Genomic DNA, 21,154 nt, shown 5'->3' with positions numbered 1-21,154 from the left:
TTAGCCACGTGAGGACGCGTTTATCCGCCACACGTCCCCACGTGCGAAAATTTCGATATTCAGTTCTTGCCTATCGAGTCAGTCCTGCGACCGAGCGCGCTCCTTACGTTCGAACTCCCGAAGCGCGACCAACCACACGTGCTCCCGTGCGATATCCAGGCCATCCGCCAGGCGGACCGCTGTAGTCACCGTGGTCAACGGCCGTTCGCCCCGCTCCAGTTGGCCGAGGTGCCGAGGGCTGATGCCGGATCGCGCGGCCAGTTGAGCTTGAGTCAGCCGCCGAAACCGACGTACCCGCCGCAACCATTGCGCCGCCGTCTTGCCGTCCAGCATCGAGCCGTCGCCGTTGCCTCCCCATTCCTGCACGCGCCTACTTGGCATCCGATTTCTCCATCTGAATCCTCGCGGCCAGTTCTTCCGCCTTGCCGTCCTCGTGCGCGACCCAGTACCGAATCTCGTGGTGATGGAAACGGTCCACATCGGACACCGCGCGATACATTCTGGCGTTGGCCTGCCGCCATTTCAGCCACGTCGACAGGCTCGCCCCTGGCAGCGGACGAGTCGCTGCCGCAACGTCGTGCGCATCCTTGAGTGTTTGCGGCTCATTCCTGCCCGGAGTCGTCATCACAGACCCCGGCCCGTGCGCGGCTTTCGAGCAGTGCCGCCAGTTCGTCCGCGCAATCGCGGAGTCGGCGAAGGAAGACGGCCCGGCTCAGCCAGTCGCCCCGATGTTCGGGAGGACGGATCGTCAGCGATCCCGCTGTGCCCGACAGCACCAGCGCCGGGGGCGACCCCGGACCCGAACCAGTCTCCTCCACCGTCACCTCGTCCCACGGGCTGATCACCCACGTTGGGCCGAACCCCTCCCGCATACTCGTCACCTCCCGCCTTGCGTTCCCACTCCCGCGACTGCTCCTCGAAGGCTTGCGCGGCCGACACCACGGCGGCGACCACCCACCACGGCAGGTCGGGATCACTGCCCAGCGCTCGCCATGCCTGAGCGACCAACCGCGACGCCGCCGCCATCTCTCGCGCAACATCCGGATTCGCGCCCCGCGACCGTGCATCCACGTCCGCCGCGTCCCGATAAACGCGATACGCCGACTCCCACGCGGACACCTGCTTTTTCGACGTCACGACACCACTTCCCTCTAGAAGTCAGTGCCGTCACGCGGCCTTGGCCGAGGACTCACCCGCCGTCGACCGGGAAGCCTTCCCGCCCGCGCCACTTCCCGCCGCCTTGAATCCGGTAGCGCGGAAAACGTAGGACAGGTACTTGTACTCGCCTTGCCCGGCCACCTTCGGCTCAGCGGTCAACCCGTCCAGCTCCACCGGGCGCATACCCGGCATCACCTCGCCCGTCGTCGGCACCGGCTGCACATCGGCCAGCAGCGTGATCTCGAACGAAGCCCGCTTCGCCTTCGTCTCACCGGGGTCTGTCGCCATGAACTTCCACTGCCGCTTCCCGGTCACCTCGTCCACCCGCTGCCTCGTCGGCCGCCCCTGCGCCCTCTCCTCACGCGACTGATATTCGTTGTCCGGCGACACTTCGCCCACCATCACAAGACCCTGCGGAAACGCGTCATCGTGGTCAACGCTGAATCGGATGCCCTTTTCGATCGCCATGTCGTAGTGAACCTTCCCGCTTGTCGGATACGCCTTTACCGGCGTACCTACAACAATCGGCCAAATGAGTGTCCCGTCACGACACCGTCTAGGTCTCGCCTCACAGCGTCTCGCACTCACCTTGTCTCGTCTTGTCTCGTCTCCCGTGCTAGCTTGGTCTCATGAGCCCCGACACCACAGCTCAGGAAGCCCGGCCGATCGTCCTCAAAGTCCTGCTCAGAGGACGACACTTGCAGAGCTACCGCGCCTTCTGCCGCGAGTACGACAAGGTGGCCGAGAAGGTCGACAAGAGCCTGAGGGGCAGCTTTCCCAGCAAAGCCCAGTTCTATCGATGGCTGTCCGGCGAACTCGTCGGCCTGCCCTACGCCGACCACTGCCGAATCCTCGAAGCAATGCTTCCCGGCTGGCAAGCCGAACAACTCTTCGGGCCACACGAAGGCGGAATCGAGTTTGTACCCGAGCCACCCCAGACAAGGGCGGAAACCCCTGTCCAAGAGTCTCCCCCTCAGACGATTCACACAGAGGGGGCCCGAGCCGCCCCAGGAAACCAGGTCGGCGAAGAATTCGCCCTTGCGATCCCCAGGGCCGAATTCGGCGATTCTACTATCGACGTCTTGTCGCTACCGAACCCGCAGCCAGGTCGGTTACTGGACTTGAACTGGGAAACATTCGGACTGGGAATCGAGCGACTCGGCAATCAGATCAAGAATCTCGGCAGCCGCCTCGACGTCGATATCTGCTTCGGGATCAACGAAGCAGGCTTGGTCATGGCGACTTTTCTTTCGTCTTCACGATTTTCGCGATGCCCCATCGGCTACCTGCGCTGCAACAAGGTTCGCGGTGGTATCGAGCTTGACGACGCTTCCGTTTTCCCTGAGGCCAAAGATCACCCGACTATCGTTCTGTGCGATTTCGAGGTCAAGCATTCCGACGCTATCGGCTACCTAGAAAAGCAGGTTCGCGCACGCTACCCGACTGCTGACTTGTACTTTGCCGTATTCGGAGCCATGACCAAGGGCGACGATCCCCGCGCCTACAGCTTCGATGACCTTGCAGGCGTGCACAACCTGCGGAAGGCAGACTTCTCCGCTATCTTCATCGCCGCGACCATGAGCCCTCCCGGCATTGAACCTCCGCTGGAACTGCGATAGATCACGAAGGTGGCCCACTCGATGAACAGCGAACCGGCAATCCCTGACTTAGCCGCACGCATTGCCGACCTGGTCAAGGTCATGATGCTCGAAATCCGGCCTCGCTTAGTGAACGCTGCCCTGACAGGCAATCGTGGAGAACACGAGAACGTTCGCCATAGTGACAACTTCCTTTCGGAGTTTGACCTGTGGATGCATCGGCGCTACAAGGAGGCCATTGCCGAACACCTGACGTCCTTCGTCTACGCATCGGAGGAGGACGACCCCGAAGTGATCGGTCCGGACTCCGATCCTGATCTTTGCGTTCTTGTCGATCCCTTGGATACCAGCGAACTCGCAGTACGAAGCCTCTACGGCTATACGCACATCATGATCTACTCTCGCACTCTCGCCAGGCCGATCGTTTCGGTGATCGGAGATATCTTCCACCACATTCAGCTCTACGTCGGCGCGCGAGACGACGAAGGCGTTGACCGGGCGTTCATGGTCACAGCCGATTCCATGAAGTACGCGCTCGACCAGCCCTCGCAAGCCAGCCTCGCGGAAGCCCTGGTGACCAACTACTTGATGCGTCCAGATGCGCGGTTCGCTCCCCTTGCACAGCAGGAGGGATTCCTAGCCGCTCTCAGCGCACCGTCCGCCGGGGACAAGAAGAAGGGGCGCATCGGTGTCGACTTCGGTTCAGTGAGCTTGTGCCATGTGGCCGCTGGTCTGACCGACGCCACTGTCGAGTTCGCAAAGGGGTTCGCCATCTGGGACCTAGCTCCAGGCCACTACGTGCTTCATGCCGCAGGCGGAACCGTCGTCGATCTCCAGGGCCGACCGCTCTCCCTTGACTACAGCTTCGATTCGCTCGCTGACATCACCGCGGCGATGAACCCGCGCCAAAAGTTCGTTGCCGCCGGTAACGCCAGCCTTGCCGACGAGATCGTTAAGACGCTGCGCGTGTAGCTCACCCTGGCGCCCCCGAGCGGTCGCCGAAGCGCAGACGAGTGAGTCCTGCCGAATTTGGCTCTATGGGATCAAGGCGCCGCCGTTGGCGGCGCGCGGGTCACCACCCGTCCGGCGGGCTACGCCCAAGAGGCGACGCCGGCCTCCCGCTCCGCTCCGGCAGGCGCCGCCGGGCGAGCCCGCCGCAGGGCAGCACCCGCAGCGCGCCGCCAACGACGACGGAGACCCAGGAGCCACACGGCGAGATCACCCGCCCCACCCAGCCGACGCGCAGTGGTCACCAGGTGGTCCCTCGCTTCTCAGCGTCTAACACCGGCCCGCCCGCATCAAGGCGGGAAAGCGTGCCTTGACGCGACCGAACCGGCGCTAGAGATGGCAGGGGCGAGGGAACGGGGGCGAACAGGCACGCGAAGCCTTCAGCGAGCGACAGCGGCCCCGAGGCGTGCAACATACGTGCGACAAGCGGCAGCCAAAGCGGGTCAACCACGGTCAACAGTGGACAGACTCAAGATCGACCCCGGACATGAAAAAACCGCCTTGACCTGGGTCAAGGCGGTTTCAAGAGCGGTGGCCAGGGCCGGGGTCGAACCGGCGACCTTCCGCTTTTCAGGCGGACGCTCGTACCAACTGAGCTACCTGGCCGGGAACGCCGGCGAGGAGCCGAACGATCTTGCGACCCTGACGGGACTCGAACCCGCGACCTTCGCCGTGACAGGGCGACGCGCTAACCAACTGCGCCACAGGGCCTTGCATACTGCTTTGTAACCGTACTGCGTACTCCCAACGGGATTCGAACCCGCGTTGCCGCCTTGAAAGGGCGGAGTCCTAGGCCGCTGGACGATGGGAGCCCGGTTCGGTTTCGGCGAACCGACCGACCCGCGCTCTCCGGTGTCCCCGGGAGCGAACATAACTATAGGACACCCCTGTTTCGGCTCCCGCACAGGGGGTCCTCTAGTTGTTCACAGGGCTGGGACCTGCGAGAACGCGGCGAGTTCAGGATATCAGGGCCGAGGCGGCCCGAAGGGCTCCAAGACGGCGCAGAAGCTCGTCCTGCTCGTCGCTCGTCAGAGTGACGGCGAGAAGTTCGGCCACGCGCCGATCGGTCAGGTCTTCCGCCTGCCGCCACCGCTGCCGCAGCTCGCCCTTCGCCTCCGCCGCGGCGATCAGCCCGTCGGCGGCCTCCTCGGACCACGCGGTGCGCAGGAGACGGCCACGGCCGCCTTCCGGATCCGCGACGACCGCCTCGGGCACCGTCAGGCCCACCGCGCGAAGGGCCGCGAAGTGGATGCCGCCACGGAACTCGCGGAAGACCATGAGCGCGAACGCCAGCCGCTCGACGTCGTCCGCCGGACGTTCGGCGCGTTGCCAGCCGGCGAACAACGCGAGACCGCTCGCGTCCGCCGCGTCCACGAGACGGAACAGCAGCTCCGCCGAACGGCCAGGGTCGTCGACACCCGAAAGGTTGACGCGCCCCCAGTTCGCCGATGACCGCGAGTAGGCACGGACCGCGGAGGCCGCGTCGAGCGCCGCCGTCGCGGACGGAAGGGCGAACTCGAAGAGCCAGGACGGGAAGATGCCGAACAGCTCCGAGACCACCTTCGGCGGCGGGTCGCCCAGCACCGCGGACCGGCCTCGGAGGTACAGCGACCGCGGAGACAGCCCCACCTCCGCCTCGACCTCGGCGAGCTCCGGCGAGGTCATGAACTTCCCGCCCAGCACCTGCACCGGACCCCGGATCTCCCGTGCCACCACGATCGCCGCTTCGTCGGCCATGTCGCCACACCTTCCCGCCAGTTGTTTAGTAACAGTGTTACACAACTGCCGGGAAGCCGTCGAGGACGAACGAAGGCCCGGTCGCGCGGCACACCCCGCGCGACCGGGCCTCGTGAACGAACGAACTCAGCGCTGGACGGGCGCCTGCCCGTCCTCGTCCAGCGTCAACCCCAGCATGTCCAGCAACTGGACACAGTCATCGACGCCCAGCGCCCCGTTGGCCACCGCCAGCCGGGCACGCCGCACCTGGTCGTCGGACACCCGCTGGGCATCCCCCTGACCCGTGCGCTGTGCTGGCAGACCACCGGCCAACGTCGTCGAGCTTCCCCCATCGGCACCTTCGTACCGAAGGAGGAACTGTCGCACTTCCACAGACCCACCCATGGTTCCTCCAGACGGCCAACGAACAGCTTGGCCGCGAGGCTAGCCAGAGCCGGCCGCGACACACAGCCCCCCGGAGAGTGAACCTGTCGCCACGCTCCGCACAACGCAGAGCGATCACGCGCACCTCCGCGCCACATGAACCACAGGCGAACCAGAGGTGGCCGCCTGACCGGAATTCTGCCCGCGCCCACTCGCCCTTCTCAGGAAACCGTGCAACAATCGATTTGCTGACACACCCCCGGTCAGCGCCTGTGGAGATCCCCTCCGACCCCCGCGTTCCTCCCCCTGGCGCGGGGGTCGCTCCGTTTTCTGGGGGCCACCCCCAGACCCCAGGTTCCTTCAGGTGGCGGTTGGCGGGCCCCGGACCGGTGGCGGCCGCGTGCCCCAGCGACGCTCGCGCGAGTGGTTCCTTCGCCTCTCCGAGGTCGCGTTTAGTGATCATCGGTGGCGTCCCCCGTTTGGGTGCTGGGCCATTCGAGACAAGAAAATGGGTGTGTCGTGGCTCACTGTGGTTGGTTTGCCGAGACCGAACCGTTATCGTGGCCCGGTGCCCCTTCCTTCCCTCAGCCGTCGTAGCGGCAGCCGCACGAACCTGAAGCCGGTCAACCCCGGTCGTCACCGCAACTCCCCCACCAAGGAGGCCGAAGCGGTCGTCGAAGACACGGAGCTCACCAGCTACCTTCGTGCCCTCGCCCCGGAAAACGACCCGGAGAGCACCGGCACCGGCAAGCGTTTCGGCGAAGCGCAGGTCTTCCAGCTGCGGATGAACCTCATCGCCTGCGAACAGCTCAAGGACGCCGCGGCCGAGCGCAACCTGTCGCCGCAGGCGCTGGCGCAGGAATGGATCCTCGAACGTCTTTCGTGGGAGTCGCAGGCCAACTCGGCCCAGCAGCGCCGCCACGAGGAAGCCCACACCGACGAATTCCGCTTCGACGCCAACGCGTGGGAGCAGCCCGTCCCCCGCTGACCCGTCGCCCCGGAACGGAACAGCACAGCAGAAGAAGCTTGAACAGCAAAGGGAAAAGCCCCCGGCGAGATCGCCGGGGGCTTTTCCGATCAGTCTGAGCAACGCCTGAAGGGCGGACTCAGATCGCGCGGACCTTCTGGGCCTGCGGGCCCTTCTGGCCCTGACCGACCTCGAACTCCACTCGCTGGTTCTCCTCGAGCGTGCGGAAACCGCGACCCTCGATCTCCGAGTAGTGAACGAAGACGTCGCCCTCGCCGCCATCCTGCGCGATGAAGCCGAAGCCCTTCTCCGCGTTGAACCACTTCACAGTGCCTTGCGCCACCGCTGTACTCCTCGTTGCACATCCGCTTCGAGTGCCTCCGAAGCGACACCCAGACCGCCCCGGGCGGTTCCAACGAGTCGAGCGAAGAGCGCGTCACCGGCTCATGGCTCGCGTCAGAAGTTCCGCGAGTGTGAAGCCACGAACACGCAAAACGACGGCCTGATGGCAGCGTACCGGGATCTGGCCATATTTGAAGCCCGTGATCGGACTCTGGGCACCCCCAAGTACCAAGGTCACCGGAACGTCGTATACCGATCCCGCTTCTGTCGGACCCCCTCGCTAGCCTGTCGCCGCACGCCGACCTCAGGTCATCGCCGGACACGGACCGAAGTCGGCCATGCCCCGATCGTGAACTACGATCCACCCAATTGTGACTCGCATCACTCTCGATGGGATCAACTTACGGGGCTGTCCGGACGTCATGGTCGGTGTACAGGGGAGCAAAGGGGAAGCTTTGAGGTTCACGGAAACCGCGCGCCGCCGGGCGGCGATCGCGGCACTGGGGTTGGTGGCCGTTCTCACGCTGGGGGCGTGCAGCAGCGAGCCGACCGTGTCGGCCAGCGGGCCGGACGGCGGCGGGCCGATCAGCAGCGACACCGGCGGCAAGGCGCCCGCGCCGGCCAAGCTGACGTACGAGCCCGCCGCGGGTGCGCAGGACGTCGCGCCGGGGCAGCCCATCAAGGTCAGCGTCGCCGACGGCACGCTCGACCAGGTCGTGCTGACCAACCCCGACGGCAAGCAGGTCGCGGGGCAGCCGTCCGAGGACAAGAAGAGCTGGTCGACCACCGAGCAGCTCGGCTACGGCAAGTCCTACACGTGGTCCGGCAAGGCCACCGGCACCGACGGCAAACCCGTCGAGATCGGCGGGGCCTTCACCACGGTCAAGCCGCGCAAGCAGGTGGGCGCGAACATCAACGTCTTCGACGGGCAGACGTACGGCATCGCCATGCCGATCACGCTGACGTTCCCGACCAAGGTCACCGACAAGGCCTCGGTCGAGAAGGCGCTGTCGGTCGAGACCACGCCGAAGACCGAGGGCTCCTGGGCCTGGGTCCACGACGACACCTCGGTCCACTGGCGGCCGAAGGCCTACTGGCAGCCCGGCACCACGGTGAAGTTCAACGCCAAGATCTACGGCGTCAAAATCGGCGAAGGCGTGTACGGCAAGGAAGACCGCTCGGCGAGCTTCACGATCGGCCGCTCGCAGATCGTCAAGGGCAACACCCAGACCCACCGGCTCCTGGTGATCCGCGACGGGCAGCAGATCGCGGACTACCCGGCCAGCTACGGCCTCGACGCCGACCCGGGCCGCGTCACGCCGAGCGGCACGCACGTGGTGATGTCCAAGCACGACACGTACTCGATGACCAACGAGCGCTACGACTACGAGAACATCGTCGTGCCGTCCGCGGTGCGGTTCTCGACCAACGGCGAGTTCATCCACGGCTACGCGCCTTCGATCTGGGCGCAGGGCAAGAAGAACATCTCGCACGGCTGCGTGAACCTGGCGCCGGCGAACGCCAAGGCGTACATGGACGGCGCCCTGGTCGGGGACCCGGTCGAGATCGAGGGCAGCACCCAGAAGATCAACCGCGCGCGTGACTACAGCGACTGGACCTACTCCTGGGAGGAGTGGCAGGGCTTGTCTGCCCTGCGCTGACGGGACTTCCATGAAACCGGGCGGCCGGAGACCCCCTGTGGTCTCCGGCCGTTCGTGTTCCGAAAAGTCGATGCAACCCCGCTCGGGGCGGGACGCATGTCTAACGACGTAAGGCGCCGCGGCCAATGAGCGGCGCCCGGATCGAGGAGACACTCTTGCGTACTCGTATCGCTCTCACTCTCGGCGCGCTGCTGCTGGCGGGCGGCGCCGCCTTCGCGACCACGTCGCTGGCGTCGGCCGATCAGAGCGCGCCGTCGCCGACGGCCACTCAGGCGCCCCAGCCGCCGGCCAAGGAGCCCACCACCACGCGGCCGGCGGAGCCGCCCCGCGCCACCACCGCCCCGCCGCGGAGCGTCCCGCAGACCCCCGCCGTCGCCGCGCCGGGCGAGCACCGCGTGCCCAAGGCCGTTCCCGCCGGGCCGACCGGGGATCTGCACCTCCCCGCCATCGTCGAAGGAGCCGGTAACTAGGTGACGCCGAGCCGCTCGTCGAAGACCGGGACGGGCTCGCCGTGGGACGGCGAGTTCGCCCGGTACTTCGACGAGCGCGCGCACAGCCTGCGTGCCACCGCGTACCTCCTGTGCGGCGACTGGCACCAGGCCGAGGACATCACCCAGGCCGCGCTGCTGAAGCTGTACCTGGCTTGGCCGAGGCTCTCCCGGCACGACGCGCTCGACGGCTACGCGCGCAAGATCGTGCTGCGGACGTTCCTCTCCGAGCATCGGCGCGTCTGGCGCAAACGGGAGAAGCTCACGGACGCTCTTCCCGACATCCCGGGCGAAAACAACGGCACGGAACAGGAGATGCTGGTCAGGCATGCCCTGTCCGGCATCGCCCCGAAGCAGCGGGCCGTCCTTGTCCTGCGCTATTTCGAGGATCTCAGCGTCGAAGAGACGGCCACGGCGCTGGGCTGCAGCACCGGGAACGTGAAGAGCCAGGGCGCGCGGGGGCTGGCGACCCTGCGTAAACGGCTCGGTCCGCATTTCAGTGAACTGGCCTTGAGCGGAGCGCACGACGATGGGAGGTGAGGAGATGGACGAGGACATCAGAGGCGTGCTTTCGCACGGCGCGAGCGGTCCCCCGCTGGGCATCCGGGCGGCGGACATCATCGAGCGGGGTGGCCGGATCCGGCGACGACGCAAGCGGCTGGCCGTGGCGGGCAGTTCGCTGGCGACGATCGCGGTGATCGTGTTCGGCGCGATCGCCGTCGGCGGTCGCGGTGGTGAGGGGCCCGCGCCGGTCCAACCCGCCGGGCCGGGCCTGTCGACGATCGCCCCGGCACCGGTCTCCCCCGCCCCGGCCCAGTCGCCCCCGCGGGCGGAGGTCACTCCCGGGACGCCGGTTCCCCCCTCTTCCGCGCCGATGACCGACCAGCCGCGTTCGACGCCGAAAACGCTCCCGCCCGGCCGTACGACGACGACCGGTCCCCATCGCGCGCCCACCCCGACGAAGCAGCCGAGCGAGCCTCCGACGACGGCCACGACCCGTTGATCTCGCGTCCGGAACGTCCGATTCCCGAGGTGTGACCCAAAGTAATCGGAAATTCTCCGACATCGGCTTCACCTGGTGGTTCGTCACCGTATTGGCGGAACAGCGCTCGCACGACCGCTGCAAAACGCTGAACCCGCACGTTTGAACCCCTACGGTCGAGGGAACAAACCCTCGACGATGGGTAAGTAAACGGGTGGGTCGGGAGGTCAAACCCATGGCCGAAGAGGCGCTGAGCGCGTCACATCAGGAAAAAGGGGAACCGGCGGAAGCCCCACCTGAGCAGATCAGAAAGGCCGTCGCCGGAGCGGCGATGGGTAACTGCATCGAGTGGTACGACTTCGGTGTCTTCGGCTTCATGCCGGCCATTCTGGGACAGGTCTTCTTCAACGCGTCGAGCACTTCCGAAGGCGCGCTGGCGACCTTCGCGGTCTTGGCGATCACGTTCATCGTCCGGCCGTTCGGCAGCTTCGTGTTCGGTCCGCTGGGAGACAAGATCGGGCGCCAGAAGGTTCTCGCGCTGACGATCATCCTGATGTCCGGGTCGACGTTCATCATCGGCCTGTTGCCGTCCTACGCGACGATCGGCCCGGCCGCGGCGGTCCTGCTGATCCTGTTGCGCACCATCCAAGGCTTCTCGGCGGGTGGTGAGTACGGCGGTGCGGCGACGTTCATCGCGGAGTACGCGCCCGCGCGGCGCCGGGGTTTCTGGGGCAGCTGGCTGGAATTCGGCACGCTCGTCGGCTTCGCGATGGGCGCCGGCTTCGTCACGATCTTCACCGTAGTGCTCGGCGACGAGGCCATGCGCGAATGGGGCTGGCGCCTGCCGTTCCTGATCGCGGGCCCGCTCGGCATCGTCGGTCTGTACCTGCGGAACAAGCTGGAGGACACTCCGCTGTTCCAGGAGATCGAGAAGAAGGACCAGGTCGAGAAGTCGCCGCTGAGGGCGCTGCTGAAGAAGCACTGGACGTCGATCCTGCACCTCATCGGCATCGTGGTGATGCTGAACGTCGCCGACTACATCGTGATCACGTACCTGGAGACCTACCTCAAGGACGTGGTCGGTTTCAGCGGGCATGCGCCGTTGCTGATCATCCTGGCGACCATCGCGCTGATGCTGATCCTGATCGTGCCGATCGGCATGCTGTCCGACCGCATCGGGCGAAAACCCATCCTGATCGCGAGTTGTGCGAGCTTCCTGGTGCTCCCGATCCCGGCGTTTTCACTGATGGGCGCGGCCGCGGACGACCAGAACGGCTGGCAGCTCACGCTCGGTGTGCTGATGATCGCGGTGCCGCTGGTGCTGATCCTGGCCGTGCTGGCCGCGACGCTGCCGGCGATGTTCCCGACGCAGGAGCGCTACGGCGGTTTCTCCATCGGGTACAGCGTTTCGACCGCGGCCTTCGGTGGCACGGCGTCGTACATCATCGGCAGCCTGGTGACCTCGACCGGCGACAACCTGTGGCCCGCGTACTACCTGATGGGCGCGGCGGCGATCGCGGCCATCCCGATCCTGCTGCTGCCCGAAACGGCCGGGGTGTCGCTGCGCGGCATCGTGAATTCGCGGATCGCGCGGCGCCGGAAACCGGAAACGGCCACTCCCGGCGGCGCTTCGGAGCTACCGGCGAGTTAACGTCTTTCCATGAGCCGTATCTCGCAGCCGTGGCCGCCGGTCGAAGTCGAACCGGCGACCGTCCACCCGGAAGCCCCCAAGCAGGGCAGCCACCTCGGCATCCACTTCGGTGAGTGTTTCGGGTGCGGCGACGAGATCGAGGCCGGGCTCCACCTGCACTCGACGGTGGGCGAAGGGACGACGGTGTACTCCAAGTTCACCGTCACCTCCGCCCACCAGGGTGCGCCCGGCCTCGCCCATGGCGGACTGCTGGCTTGCGCCTTCGACGAGGCGCTCGGCGCGACCGTCGGCAACCTGCTGCGTCGCCCCGCCGTCACCGGGAAACTGGAGACGGACTTCCTCCGGCCGGTTCCGGTCGGCTCGACCCTGTACATCGCCACGAAACTGGACGGCATCGCCGGCCGGAAGATCTACGTGAGCGCCGACGGTCGGCTGGACGCCGAAGACGGCCCTGTCGCGGTGCGCGCGCGGGCGTTGTTCGTGCGGGTCGAGTTCGAGCACTTCAGCACCCACGGAGATCCCGAGGCGCTGCAGAAGCTCGCCGCCGCGCACGAAAAGGCCCAGCGCGCCCGCGAGTGGGACATCAACCCCTGAGCATTTCGTCCTCTGAATGCGGTGGTTCGTACACCGAACTACCGCGTTCAGAGGACGAAATGCGGGGCTAGGTGAGGGTTCGCGGCCGGATCGCGTTCGCCTTGTCGACGAGTTCGACCCGTTTGTCGACCGAGCCGGCCAACCGCGCCAACGTCCGATAGCAGCGTTCGAGCCCGAACCGAAGGTCTCGTTCCTCCAAGGCACAGCCCAGGACCTTCGCTCCCGGCGTCGGCTGGTTCTGCGAATTGAGCCAGCCGTACGCCGCTTCGAGGACCTCCGCCGACAAACGCGTGCGGCGTTCGGCGTCGAGCTGCAGGCGTTCCAAACGCGTCGAGGCGTCGACGAGGTCGCGCTCGGACACCATCACCGGATCCTTGCCGCCGCCGTTGATCCTGGTCTTGATCTTGATCGCGGCCACCTGCGCGGCGACGTGATGCGACGACGACGCGGGGACGGCTTCCAGCACCTCGATCGCGCTGGCCCTGGCGCCTTGCGCGAGATACACGCGAGCCAGCCCGAAGGCGGCGCTGACGTACGAGCGGTCCGTTCGCCACACCAGCTCGTAGTAGCGCGCGGCGCCGAAGTAGTCCCCGACCCCTTCCGCGCTGACGGCCAAGGCGAGCTTCGGCGCGATCTCGCCGGGCAGGTCGTCGTACACCGCTTCGAACGCGACTTGCGCGACGCGAGACCGTCCGCCCGCGAGCTCGATCAGGCCGCGGTACCAGTCGATCCGCCAGTCGTGCGGGAAACCCGCCTTGATCGCGAGGTACTGGGCGGCCTGCAGCTGCCGCTGCGCCTCGACCAGCTCACCGAGCTCGATCCGGGCGCGGACGATGCGCAACCGGACCTCGATCGACTCGCGCGGTGCCCCGGCCAGCGACTCGATCGCACCCGCGGGATCGAGCGCGACCGTCGACGCCAGCACACCGGCCGCCGGGTCGTCCGTGTCGACCTGCGGGATCGGCAGCCCCGCGACCACCTCGCCCGGATCGGGCAGCGGCACGCTCCCGCCGTGTTCCGGAACGACCATGTCGACGCCGAACGTGCGGGTCTCCGGCCCGAAGACGGTCGACGCGCCAGGACGCTGTTTCCCGGTGCCCAGCGCCATGATCTCGCGGAGCACGCCGGTCAGCTGGTCGGCCATCTCCTCGGCCGCGATGAACCGGCGGTCCGGGTCGGTGTGCGTCGCGCGCTTGAGGAAGCGGTAATACGAACCGAAGAGCGCGAACAGCGGCACGACGTCCGGGCCGGGCAGGGTCGTCTTGTACTTGCTGGTGTAACCGGAGAATTCGAAGCTGAGCACGGCGAGCGTGCGGCCGACCGTGTACAGGTCCGATGCCACCGAAGCGCCGTGCGTCGCCAGTTCCGGCGCGCTGTAGCCGGTGGTGAAGAACAGCGGGCTCTCGTAGTCGTCGATGCGGCGGACCGCACCGAGGTCGATCAGCTTGAGCTGTTCGTGCGTCTGGATGACGTTGTCGGGTTTGAGGTCGCAGTACAGCAGGTTCTGGCTGTGCAGGTAGCCCATGGCGGGCAGGATCTCGAGGCCGTAGGCGATCACCTGGCCGATCGGCAGCGGCTCGGGGCGTTTCGTCTCGCGGTGGTGCGCGAGCGCGAGCTGGCGCAGCGACTGGCCGCCGACGTACTCCATGACGATGTAGCCGACCGAGTTGCCGGTGTCGCCGTCCGGGTGCTGCACGAAGTTGTGGATCTTGACGATGTTGGGGTGCTCGACCTCGGCGAGGAACCGCTGCTCGTTGGCGGCGGCGGCCATCGCGGTGGCGTCACCGGTGTCGATCAGGCCCTTGAGGACCACCCAGCGGTCGCTGACGTTGTGGTCCTGTGCGAGGTAGATCCAGCCGAGGCCGCCGTACGCGAGCGCGCCGAGCACCTCGTACTGGCCGCCGACGATCTCGTTCGGCCGCAGCTTCGGGACGAAGGAGAACGGGTTCCCGCACTTCTCGCATTTGCCCTCGGGCGAGCCGGGTTCGCCGTCCTTGCCGCGGCCGACCTTGGCACTGCAGCTGCCGCAGAAGCGTTTCTCCTCGGACACCATCGGGTTCTCGAGGACGGCGGACGCCGGGTCGCGATACGGCACCTGCGGGACGTCGACGAGCCCGGCGCCGAGACGGCCGCGGCGCGACGTGCGGGACGACGTCCGGCGCGCGGTGCCGGGGAACGAACCCGTTCCGGTCCCGGTGCCGGTGCCGCGACTGCCCGATCCGGTGCCGGTGCCGGTTCCCCGGCTTTCGCTGGAGCGTTCGGGAAGGACGCTTTCCGTGCCCGGATCCGGCAACGGTCCGGGTCCGCTGTCGACGCGCGGCGTCGGCGGCATGATGCTCTGCGTCTCCGGTGCCGGCGAGGCGAGCACGCTGGTCGGCTGCGGCGCGTCGGCGGGTGCCTGCCACGCGGGGCGGACGACCTGGGTCTGCGGGCTCACCGGGGCCATGTCGCCCGGCGGACGCGTCGGGTCCTCGGCGCCGGGGATCGGCCGCTGCTGGCCGCGCGGCGGAGTCTGCGGACGCTGGACGGGCGCGTGGTAGATCGTGCGCTCGGCGTCCGTCTCCGGCTGGGGCTCCGGTTTGGGCCGCGACGGCTCGGCGAGATCGAGCCTGCCGGAAATGGACGGTTCGGGCGTTTCCCAGCGGACCGGCGCCGGCGGCGTCCAGGACGCGGACTCCGCCTCACGCTCCGGCGTGGCGTCGTCCGGCGCTGCGTGCCGAGGACGGCGCGGCTCTTCCGACACTGGTACCTCCCGAAATCCCCCGCGACCACGTCGGCCCAAGTCTAGAGGTGAGCGGCCGGGTCGTGCCCGCGCCGGGTCGAACCCGCTACGGTGCGGGAGAGAACCGATTCAGCAGGTGATGAGGGGGAGGGACCGGTGCCTGCGTCATTTTCGATGTCGATGGCCCAGCTCGACGTCGTACTCGAAGAACTCGGGCTCGGCAGATTCGTGCTGCCCTTCGAGATCCCGACCGTCGGAACCACCATCACCGAACGCGAGCGGCACTGCGAAGAGATCTGGGCGGGCCTGGCCGACCGAGGCTTCGCCCGCGGCCGCGAACTCCTGCGCGACTACGAACAGTCCCTCCGGCTCTGGGCCACCGGGGATTTCGTCCTCACCATGGAGGCGCACGAGGTCGAGCAGGACGCCGAATACCTCTATCGGGGGGCGTGGAACAGTCGCCTGGGCATCGTGAGCCAGCAGCGCGGCTTCGACATCCTCTTCGAGCCGGTCTACCCCGAACAGGTCGTCGCGACGCTGCTCGGCTACCTGCCGTCCCTGCAGCCGTTCCCCGGTCGAGTGACGACGTCCAGCACTCTCCCCCCGGCCAAACGACCGGACGACCCTTTCGACGAGGACCCGAACAACCTCCGCCTGGGCGCGGCCGCCCGCTTCTTCGAACACCCGCTCGCGCGACTGGGCACGATCAGCGTCACCCTGCGCGACGATCGGGGCAAACCGCAGCAGAAGAGCGTCCAGTGGTTCGACAGCCTTCAGGGCCGCTTCATGCTCACCACCGACCGCTTCCCCGACGGCGAAGTCCGCCGCACGTTCACCCCGACGAGTGGCTCTCACCTGGCGCGATGGGTCCACGACCTGGTCGAAGCCGCCCGCGTCGGCAGCGCGTGATCCTCGCCGGAAGGCGGCCTTCGGGGCCGTTTCCGCTGATATCGTGATCTGACGAGCGCTACGAGTAACCGGGACTTGGTACAGGGGAGAGACCATGACGGACGGCACCGGCGGACCGCCGGGCAACTTCTCGGACATCTTGGGTGACTTCTCGGCGCAGGCCGATCGAATGATGACCGCAGCCAAAGAGGGACGGTTCGCCGTCAGTCCAGAAATGGGCGAGGCGTACAAGACGGCCTTGCGCGAGTACATCGACAGCTGGATGGGAACGAAAACGAGGTTCGAACATCTCGCCCAGAGTCCCAAGCTCGGCACGAGCCCCTACTCCCAACAGGTCGGCGATCACGCGGTGCGCGTGGCAGAGGGTGACGACCTTTCGGCCAAGACCCAGCTCGACGCCTTGCAAGAGATTACGAACAGAGCGCGCGAAGCCATCGAAATCGCCATGACGAAATACAAGCAACAGGACTCGGACGGCGCCGACCATCTCAAGCAACTTGATCGGGACTGATAAAAGCCAATGAAGACCAACGTCCGTAGCGCGGCGATTCCCGCAATCCTAGCGATTGCACTGACTTCTTCGGGTTGCTCACCCGAAAAGGCAGGTACCCCGAGTCCTGTGCCAACACCCACGTCTGCCGCATCCTCGCCACAGACAGCGACCCCTGAGAAGATATTCGGAGCATTGAAGGCCTGCGAACTGCTCGAACCCGTGACCACATCGAAAGGCTTTTCGAAGCCCACCGAAGAGAACTACGAGAGCGACAACGGATGTCAGGCACAGAAAAGCGAATATGGCGTCATCAGCACCTACCTGGTCGATGAAGCCGGGATCAATGAGCTCACTCCGGGTCGCGGCACCAAGGCTGCCACACAGGTCGCCGGCAGGGATGCCGTGGAGATACCGGGATCAGGTGGCACCTACACCTGCATGGTCGGTGTCGCGGTCGGCCCCAAAGCTCGCATGACCGTGGGGACCACTCTCGTCAAGGGCTCGAACGAAGAGGCGTGTGCCTCTTCCAGGGAAGTTGCCGAACTACTCGCCCCGAAACTACCTCAAGGCAGCTGAAGCGGAGGGACAATGGCTGGAGACCTCGACCGGACGCACTCCGGAACCGACGTGAGTTTGACCGGCAAGGTTCACCGCACCTATGAGGGGAAGCGCTATTCGGAAGAATATGACAGGACGATCGAAGGCCCTGGCGGAAATTCCGCCACCGCTCAGGCGACAGCCGAGATGCGTGCAGGCGAATACTCTGCACAACAAGGCGAGAAGCTAGCACAGGGGCAGGAATTCCGATCATGCCTAAGTGCTTCTGACCAGCGCTATGAGGCGAGACCACATGGCGAACTCAAGAACATGGTCACCGACAACCTGGATCCGGTTGACGTCGACAGGCAGGGCGAACTCTGGAACACCCAGGGAGACGCGCTTCATACATTCAGCGACGCTCTCATGAGGGCCTCTAACAAAGAAGGCGCTCATTGGCAGGGGACGGCAGCCGACTCAGCTCATGGCTTCTTCAAAAGCTTGAGCAGCTGGGCTAAAACGTCGGGCGACGGCGCGTACCTCGCGTCCAACCGCTTCTCCCAGTCCGCCGCCGCGGCCACGTCCGCGAAGAACTCGATGCCCGAAGAGATCCCCTTCGACCGCAACGCCGAGTACAAGAACGCCCTCAACCAGCTCGCGACGGGCAACCTCGCGGGCGCGGTGGACACGGTCGGCAACATCTCGGCCAAGCAGGAGCAGTCGTTCCAGGCGCATCAGCAGGCCGCGCAGGTGATGCACAACTACGACCAGTCGCTCTTCGACGTCAATTCCAAGCAGCCCACCTTCGCCCCGCCGCCGGAGATGGGCGAGTCGACGACGGCGTCCGGGTTTTCCGGGGGTACCGAACCCAGGGGCTTCAGCGGCGGGCCGGGGCCTGGGCCCACCAATGGTCCAGGGCCGGGAGTGCCGGGTGGTCCGAGCGGGCCGGCGCCGGGGCCCGGGATCACCACGGGCGGCGGGCACACCGGCGGGCCGGGGCCGGGTCAGCCGGTCAGCGGGCCGCCGGGGTCGTTCCGGCCGGGGCCGGGGCCGGGGTTGGCGGCGATGAACGGGCCTGGTCCCACCGGGCTCGGGCGGCTGGGTAGCGAGCAGTATCGCGGCAAACCCGGCCGGACGACGAGCGGGCCGGGTGGCAGTGCGGCGAACCGGTTGACCAGCGGCGGCGGGTTCGGGCGCAACGGCGGGTCGGGCAACGTCGCCGAGCGGCTCGCGGGCGGCAAGGTTTCGGCCGGTGAGGCCGAGAAGCTCGCGGGCAAGGGTGGCGGGTCCGGGTCGGGCAAGCTGCCGGAGGAGCGCGTCACCCGGGGTGGCGCGGCCGCGGCGGGCAAGAACGCCGGGCACGGACCGATGGGGGCGGGCGCGCCCGGTGGCAAGGGGCAGAAGGAAGAGGACAAGGAAAAGAAGGCCCCGAACTACCTGCAGGAGGAAGACGCCGACGTCTTGTTCGGCGGCTACGACGGCGAGATGAAACCGGTGCCGCCGGTGATCGGCGACAAGGCCCCGTAAGACGAAGCGGGCCGTTCGGGAGCGAATCCCGAACGGCCCGTTCTCATTTGTACACCGGCGATGGCGGCGTCCCGCCCTCGAGTTTGTTCCCGATCCATTTCGCGTAGCTCGCCTGCCACGCGCCGCCGCGGACGTTCTCCAGCACGGCGTTCACGTACCGCACCATGTCCTCGTTCTCCTTCGGGATACCGATGCCGTAGTTCTCCTCGGTGAACCGGTCCCCCACGATCTTCAGCGTCGGGTCCTGCGCGAGCATCCCGGCGAGGATGACGTCGTCCGTCGACACCGCCTCGACCTGCTTCTGCTGCAGCATCACCAGGCAGTCCGACCAGTTGTCCACCGACACCGGCACCGGCTTCGACGGATCCGCCGCGATCTTCGTCAGCGAGGTCGACGTCTTGGTCGCGCACACCCGCCGCCCGGCGAGGTCCGAAAGCTGCCCGACCTTCGAGCCGGATTCGACCAGGATCCGTTGTCCCGCTTGGTAATAAGCGGTCGAGAAGTTGACCTTCTGCAGCCGGCTGCAGGTGATGCTGTAGGTCCGCACCACGATGTCGACCTGCTTCTTCTCGAGCACTTCTTCCCGCAGTTTCGACGGGATCGCCCGGAACTGCACACGGCCTTCGGCGTTGCCGAAGATCGCCTTCGCGATCTCGTTGACCATGTCGATGTCGAACCCTTCGAGCTGACCCGACGTCGGATTGCGGAAGCCGAACAGGAACGTCGTCTGGTCGACGCCCGCGACGAGTTTGCCCTTTTCCTTGATCTTCGCCATCGTCGAGCCGCTGGTGATCGACGTGCCGTTGGTCGGCCGCAGGCTGGCCAAGGGGTTGCAGCTCGTGTCGGTCGTTCCGCCACCGCCGGTGTTGTCGGCCCCGCCGACGTTCGCGGGCTGCGGCGGCGCGACGTCGCCGACGGGTGCCGGGTCGACCGGCGCCCCCGCGCTGCCACAAGCCGTCGCCAGCACCAAAACCGCGCCGAGCACGGCCGTTCGCAGACCGTTCCGCATCACCGGTACTCCCTCAGCCGTTCACGGATTCCCAAGGCCGACCCCGCCGCCGCCAGCACCGCCAGCACCGCGATCCCCGGCGCGAGCAGGGTCAGCGCGCGATCGGCGCCGCGGGTGTCGTCGAGGAATTCCTGCCGTCCCACGTTGATCGCGGCCACCAGGTTCTCGTCGAGCCGCAGGAACGCCCCGGCCGCGCCGCCCTTCTTGTCGTCGCGGGTGGCCGTGGCGACGGCGTCCTGATAGAAGCCGTCGTTGTCCTGCCGCCGCACCTCGCCGTGCGCCTTGAACCATTCCGACGCCGCCTGGATGGCCGCGTCCACCTTCTCCGCGGCCGCGCCGCCCGCCGCGAGTCCGCGGGCCTCGCCCAGCAGACCGCCTTGGCCGTCCGTCCCGCCGAGTTGCGCGGCGAGATCACCGAAGTTCTTTTCGTACGCCGCGCCGTCGCCGCGGGCGACGAGGGTCAGCGTTTCGTCGGCTCGCGCCTGCAGCGCCGCGATCCTGGCCCGGACGAGCACGTCCACCTGGTGCGAGCCGTCCTCCTCACCGCTGCCGACGAGGGTGCTCTGCACGATCAGCGCGACCGCGCCCCACAGCAGGGCGAGGACCACCGACGCGGTCGCGACGACGAGCCCGACGTTCAGCAACCGGTTGGTCTTCCGCGTCAGGTGCACCTGGGTGACGATCAGCGCGGCGAGCAGGGCGAGCAGCAAAGCCGTTGCCAGCCAAGGGAATCCGGTGGCGTCGTCCTGTTCGGCGGCGAGCCGGTCGGTGTCGGTCCGGTAGAGATCCTGTGCGGCGGGAAGGATTTTCGCCCGCATCAGTTCCGACGCCTCGCGCAGATACGAGGCACCGACGGGATAACCCTGCCGGTTGTAGACGCGTGCGGTCTCGATCAGTCCCGTGTAGACGGGGATTTCGCGGCCGAGGATGTTGATCTGCTCGGCCGCCTTGCCCGCGCCGGACGAGTCCGACGCCGCCTTCGCCAGCGCCGCGCCGGCCTCCGCGATGTCGCGGTCGTACCGCTGGCGCATCGGGAGCGGCTCGGTGCCGATGGAGAGGAACGAACTGGCGGCCGTCGCGTCGGCGTCCGAAAGCGCGCGATAGACCTGTTGCGCGGCGGCGGCCAGCGGTTCGCGGTGGTCGATCAGGCCGTTGATCGTGTCCTTCTTGTCCTGCGCCGCCAGCGTGCCGAACAGCCCCGCGACCAGCGACAGCAGGACGAGCCCGATCGCGATCACCGACAGCCTGCCCGGCGTGGTCGCCGCGGAGCGGATGATCGCGCGGATCCCGTTCCCCGGCAGCTCGAGCAGCCCGGCGATCCCGCCGCGGCCTTCCGGCGCGGGGGGTGGCGCGGGGCTCCCCGGCCGGGTCACAGTGCTCGTCATCGCCGATCCTCCCCATTGGCTCC

The 21,154-nt window shown here is 67.1% G+C and carries 23 protein-coding genes and 3 tRNA genes; 13 read left to right on the top strand and 13 right to left on the bottom strand.

Annotation, left to right across the window (positions count from 1 at the left end):
• Window positions 1–78: 78 nt before the first annotated feature.
• The 4 genes from DMC64_RS02925 to DMC64_RS02910 all read right to left on the bottom strand — a co-directional run bounded on the left by DMC64_RS02925 (window position 79) and on the right by DMC64_RS02910 (window position 1,626).
• A complete protein-coding gene (locus tag DMC64_RS02925) occupies window positions 79–366 on the bottom strand; it encodes a helix-turn-helix domain-containing protein (RefSeq protein WP_158634203.1) in 288 nt (95 codons plus the stop codon).
• 4 nt (window positions 367–370) lie between these two features.
• Window positions 371–625 carry an AMED_5909 family protein gene (locus tag DMC64_RS02920; RefSeq protein ID WP_125731893.1) on the bottom strand — a complete coding sequence of 85 codons (255 nt, stop codon included), beginning with the start codon at window positions 623–625 and terminating at the stop codon, window positions 371–373.
• Complete coding sequence (locus DMC64_RS02915; RefSeq protein WP_125731891.1) at window positions 603–872, bottom strand: hypothetical protein; 270 nt, start codon at window positions 870–872, stop codon at window positions 603–605. The genes DMC64_RS02920 and DMC64_RS02915 overlap by 23 nt, the downstream gene beginning before the upstream one ends.
• 295 nt (window positions 873–1,167) lie before the next feature.
• Entirely contained in the window at window positions 1,168–1,626 is a 459-nt protein-coding gene (locus tag DMC64_RS02910; protein ID WP_125731890.1) for a hypothetical protein, read from the bottom strand.
• A 161-nt stretch (window positions 1,627–1,787) separates the two neighbouring features.
• Here DMC64_RS02910 and DMC64_RS42925 point away from each other — a divergent pair, with 161 nt between their 5' ends.
• A complete protein-coding gene (locus DMC64_RS42925; protein ID WP_199754861.1) occupies window positions 1,788–2,777 on the top strand; it encodes a hypothetical protein in 990 nt (329 codons plus the stop codon).
• A gap of 21 nt (window positions 2,778–2,798) precedes the next feature.
• Window positions 2,799–3,728: an inositol monophosphatase family protein gene (locus DMC64_RS02900; RefSeq protein WP_125731888.1), complete on the top strand. Its 930-nt coding sequence runs from the start codon at window positions 2,799–2,801 to the stop codon at window positions 3,726–3,728.
• Window positions 3,729–4,296: 568 nt separating this feature from the next.
• Here DMC64_RS02900 and DMC64_RS02895 read toward each other — a convergent pair.
• The 5 genes from DMC64_RS02895 to DMC64_RS02875 all read right to left on the bottom strand — a co-directional run bounded on the left by DMC64_RS02895 (window position 4,297) and on the right by DMC64_RS02875 (window position 5,885).
• A tRNA-Phe gene (locus DMC64_RS02895) sits at window positions 4,297–4,370 on the bottom strand.
• A gap of 31 nt (window positions 4,371–4,401) precedes the next feature.
• Window positions 4,402–4,475, bottom strand: a tRNA-Asp gene (locus DMC64_RS02890).
• A gap of 28 nt (window positions 4,476–4,503) precedes the next feature.
• Window positions 4,504–4,576 (bottom strand) — tRNA-Glu (locus DMC64_RS02885).
• A 145-nt stretch (window positions 4,577–4,721) separates the two neighbouring features.
• Window positions 4,722–5,501: a hypothetical protein gene (locus DMC64_RS02880; protein WP_125731886.1), complete on the bottom strand. Its 780-nt coding sequence runs from the start codon at window positions 5,499–5,501 to the stop codon at window positions 4,722–4,724.
• A 126-nt stretch (window positions 5,502–5,627) separates the two neighbouring features.
• Window positions 5,628–5,885, bottom strand: a complete 258-nt coding sequence (locus DMC64_RS02875) for a hypothetical protein (RefSeq protein WP_020633070.1) — start codon at window positions 5,883–5,885, stop codon at window positions 5,628–5,630.
• A 547-nt stretch (window positions 5,886–6,432) separates the two neighbouring features.
• Here DMC64_RS02875 and DMC64_RS02870 point away from each other — a divergent pair.
• Window positions 6,433–6,852, top strand: a complete 420-nt coding sequence (locus tag DMC64_RS02870; protein ID WP_016330848.1) for a hypothetical protein — start codon at window positions 6,433–6,435, stop codon at window positions 6,850–6,852.
• 118 nt (window positions 6,853–6,970) lie between these two features.
• Here the strand turns inward: DMC64_RS02870 and DMC64_RS02865 are convergent, their stop codons facing one another.
• On the bottom strand, window positions 6,971–7,174 hold the full coding sequence (locus tag DMC64_RS02865; RefSeq protein WP_003097368.1) for a cold-shock protein: 204 nt from the start codon (window positions 7,172–7,174) through the stop codon (window positions 6,971–6,973).
• Between the two features lie 421 nt (window positions 7,175–7,595).
• Here DMC64_RS02865 and DMC64_RS02860 point away from each other — a divergent pair, with 421 nt between their 5' ends.
• From DMC64_RS02860 to DMC64_RS02835, 6 genes are all read left to right on the top strand, one after another.
• Window positions 7,596–8,834 carry an Ig-like domain-containing protein gene (locus DMC64_RS02860; RefSeq protein WP_037333148.1) on the top strand — a complete coding sequence of 413 codons (1,239 nt, stop codon included), beginning with the start codon at window positions 7,596–7,598 and terminating at the stop codon, window positions 8,832–8,834.
• A 125-nt stretch (window positions 8,835–8,959) separates the two neighbouring features.
• The gene (locus DMC64_RS02855) at window positions 8,960–9,304 is read left to right on the top strand and encodes a hypothetical protein (RefSeq protein WP_037333150.1); all 345 of its coding nucleotides are present in this window, start codon (window positions 8,960–8,962) and stop codon (window positions 9,302–9,304) included.
• Window positions 9,305–9,862 (top strand): SigE family RNA polymerase sigma factor, encoded by a 558-nt coding sequence (locus tag DMC64_RS02850; RefSeq protein ID WP_125731884.1) that lies wholly within the window; start codon window positions 9,305–9,307, stop codon window positions 9,860–9,862. It abuts the gene before it with no gap.
• A 4-nt stretch (window positions 9,863–9,866) separates the two neighbouring features.
• A complete protein-coding gene (locus tag DMC64_RS02845) occupies window positions 9,867–10,325 on the top strand; it encodes a hypothetical protein (protein ID WP_233629544.1) in 459 nt (152 codons plus the stop codon).
• A gap of 214 nt (window positions 10,326–10,539) precedes the next feature.
• Window positions 10,540–11,955 carry an MFS transporter gene (locus DMC64_RS02840; protein WP_037333156.1) on the top strand — a complete coding sequence of 472 codons (1,416 nt, stop codon included), beginning with the start codon at window positions 10,540–10,542 and terminating at the stop codon, window positions 11,953–11,955.
• Window positions 11,956–11,964: 9 nt separating this feature from the next.
• Entirely contained in the window at window positions 11,965–12,549 is a 585-nt protein-coding gene (locus DMC64_RS02835; RefSeq protein WP_016330842.1) for a PaaI family thioesterase, read from the top strand.
• 67 nt (window positions 12,550–12,616) lie between these two features.
• Here DMC64_RS02835 and DMC64_RS02830 read toward each other — a convergent pair whose 3' ends face one another.
• Window positions 12,617–15,292, bottom strand: a complete 2,676-nt coding sequence (locus DMC64_RS02830) for a tetratricopeptide repeat protein (protein ID WP_037333158.1) — start codon at window positions 15,290–15,292, stop codon at window positions 12,617–12,619.
• A gap of 135 nt (window positions 15,293–15,427) precedes the next feature.
• Here DMC64_RS02830 and DMC64_RS02825 point away from each other — a divergent pair, with 135 nt between their 5' ends.
• The 4 genes from DMC64_RS02825 to DMC64_RS02810 all read left to right on the top strand — a co-directional run bounded on the left by DMC64_RS02825 (window position 15,428) and on the right by DMC64_RS02810 (window position 18,737).
• Entirely contained in the window at window positions 15,428–16,180 is a 753-nt protein-coding gene (locus DMC64_RS02825; RefSeq protein ID WP_233629543.1) for an ESX secretion-associated protein EspG, read from the top strand.
• 94 nt (window positions 16,181–16,274) lie between these two features.
• Complete coding sequence (locus DMC64_RS02820; RefSeq protein ID WP_125731880.1) at window positions 16,275–16,691, top strand: hypothetical protein; 417 nt, start codon at window positions 16,275–16,277, stop codon at window positions 16,689–16,691.
• 9 nt (window positions 16,692–16,700) lie between these two features.
• The gene (locus DMC64_RS02815) at window positions 16,701–17,249 is read left to right on the top strand and encodes a DUF3558 family protein (RefSeq protein ID WP_125731878.1); all 549 of its coding nucleotides are present in this window, start codon (window positions 16,701–16,703) and stop codon (window positions 17,247–17,249) included.
• A gap of 462 nt (window positions 17,250–17,711) precedes the next feature.
• A complete protein-coding gene (locus tag DMC64_RS02810; protein ID WP_233629542.1) occupies window positions 17,712–18,737 on the top strand; it encodes a hypothetical protein in 1,026 nt (341 codons plus the stop codon).
• A gap of 43 nt (window positions 18,738–18,780) precedes the next feature.
• On the opposite strand, the gene DMC64_RS02805 is transcribed toward DMC64_RS02810, so the two are convergent.
• Together DMC64_RS02805 and DMC64_RS02800 are read right to left on the bottom strand one after the other, a co-directional pair.
• The gene (locus tag DMC64_RS02805; RefSeq protein ID WP_037333168.1) at window positions 18,781–19,746 is read right to left on the bottom strand and encodes a glutamate ABC transporter substrate-binding protein; all 966 of its coding nucleotides are present in this window, start codon (window positions 19,744–19,746) and stop codon (window positions 18,781–18,783) included.
• Window positions 19,746–21,131: a hypothetical protein gene (locus tag DMC64_RS02800; RefSeq protein WP_125731874.1), complete on the bottom strand. Its 1,386-nt coding sequence runs from the start codon at window positions 21,129–21,131 to the stop codon at window positions 19,746–19,748. The genes DMC64_RS02805 and DMC64_RS02800 overlap by 1 nt, the downstream gene beginning before the upstream one ends.
• Between the last annotated feature and the right edge of the window lie 23 nt (window positions 21,132–21,154).

Origin of the sequence: Amycolatopsis sp. WAC 04197, assembly GCF_003947475.1 — a bacterium.
Lineage (GTDB): Bacteria > Actinomycetota > Actinomycetes > Mycobacteriales > Pseudonocardiaceae > Amycolatopsis > Amycolatopsis japonica.
This window is presented reverse-complemented; position numbering and strand designations above follow the sequence as displayed.

Coding starts and splice junctions, on each gene's coding strand:
- DMC64_RS02805 (WP_037333168.1), bottom strand. CDS start 19,746: ATGCGGAACGGTCTGCGAACGGCCGTGCTCGGCGCGGTTTTGGTGCTG.
- DMC64_RS02840 (WP_037333156.1), top strand. CDS start 10,540: ATGGCCGAAGAGGCGCTGAGCGCGTCACATCAGGAAAAAGGGGAACCG.
- DMC64_RS02800 (WP_125731874.1), bottom strand. CDS start 21,131: ATGACGAGCACTGTGACCCGGCCGGGGAGCCCCGCGCCACCCCCCGCG.
- DMC64_RS02835 (WP_016330842.1), top strand. CDS start 11,965: ATGAGCCGTATCTCGCAGCCGTGGCCGCCGGTCGAAGTCGAACCGGCG.
- DMC64_RS02855 (WP_037333150.1), top strand. CDS start 8,960: ATGAGCGGCGCCCGGATCGAGGAGACACTCTTGCGTACTCGTATCGCT.
- DMC64_RS02860 (WP_037333148.1), top strand. CDS start 7,596: ATGGTCGGTGTACAGGGGAGCAAAGGGGAAGCTTTGAGGTTCACGGAA.
- DMC64_RS02875 (WP_020633070.1), bottom strand. CDS start 5,885: ATGGGTGGGTCTGTGGAAGTGCGACAGTTCCTCCTTCGGTACGAAGGT.
- DMC64_RS02880 (WP_125731886.1), bottom strand. CDS start 5,501: ATGGCCGACGAAGCGGCGATCGTGGTGGCACGGGAGATCCGGGGTCCG.
- DMC64_RS02910 (WP_125731890.1), bottom strand. CDS start 1,626: ATGGCGATCGAAAAGGGCATCCGATTCAGCGTTGACCACGATGACGCG.
- DMC64_RS02820 (WP_125731880.1), top strand. CDS start 16,275: ATGACGGACGGCACCGGCGGACCGCCGGGCAACTTCTCGGACATCTTG.
- DMC64_RS02900 (WP_125731888.1), top strand. CDS start 2,799: ATGAACAGCGAACCGGCAATCCCTGACTTAGCCGCACGCATTGCCGAC.
- DMC64_RS02920 (WP_125731893.1), bottom strand. CDS start 625: ATGACGACTCCGGGCAGGAATGAGCCGCAAACACTCAAGGATGCGCAC.
- DMC64_RS42925 (WP_199754861.1), top strand. CDS start 1,788: ATGAGCCCCGACACCACAGCTCAGGAAGCCCGGCCGATCGTCCTCAAA.
- DMC64_RS02815 (WP_125731878.1), top strand. CDS start 16,701: ATGAAGACCAACGTCCGTAGCGCGGCGATTCCCGCAATCCTAGCGATT.
- DMC64_RS02915 (WP_125731891.1), bottom strand. CDS start 872: ATGCGGGAGGGGTTCGGCCCAACGTGGGTGATCAGCCCGTGGGACGAG.
- DMC64_RS02845 (WP_233629544.1), top strand. CDS start 9,867: ATGGACGAGGACATCAGAGGCGTGCTTTCGCACGGCGCGAGCGGTCCC.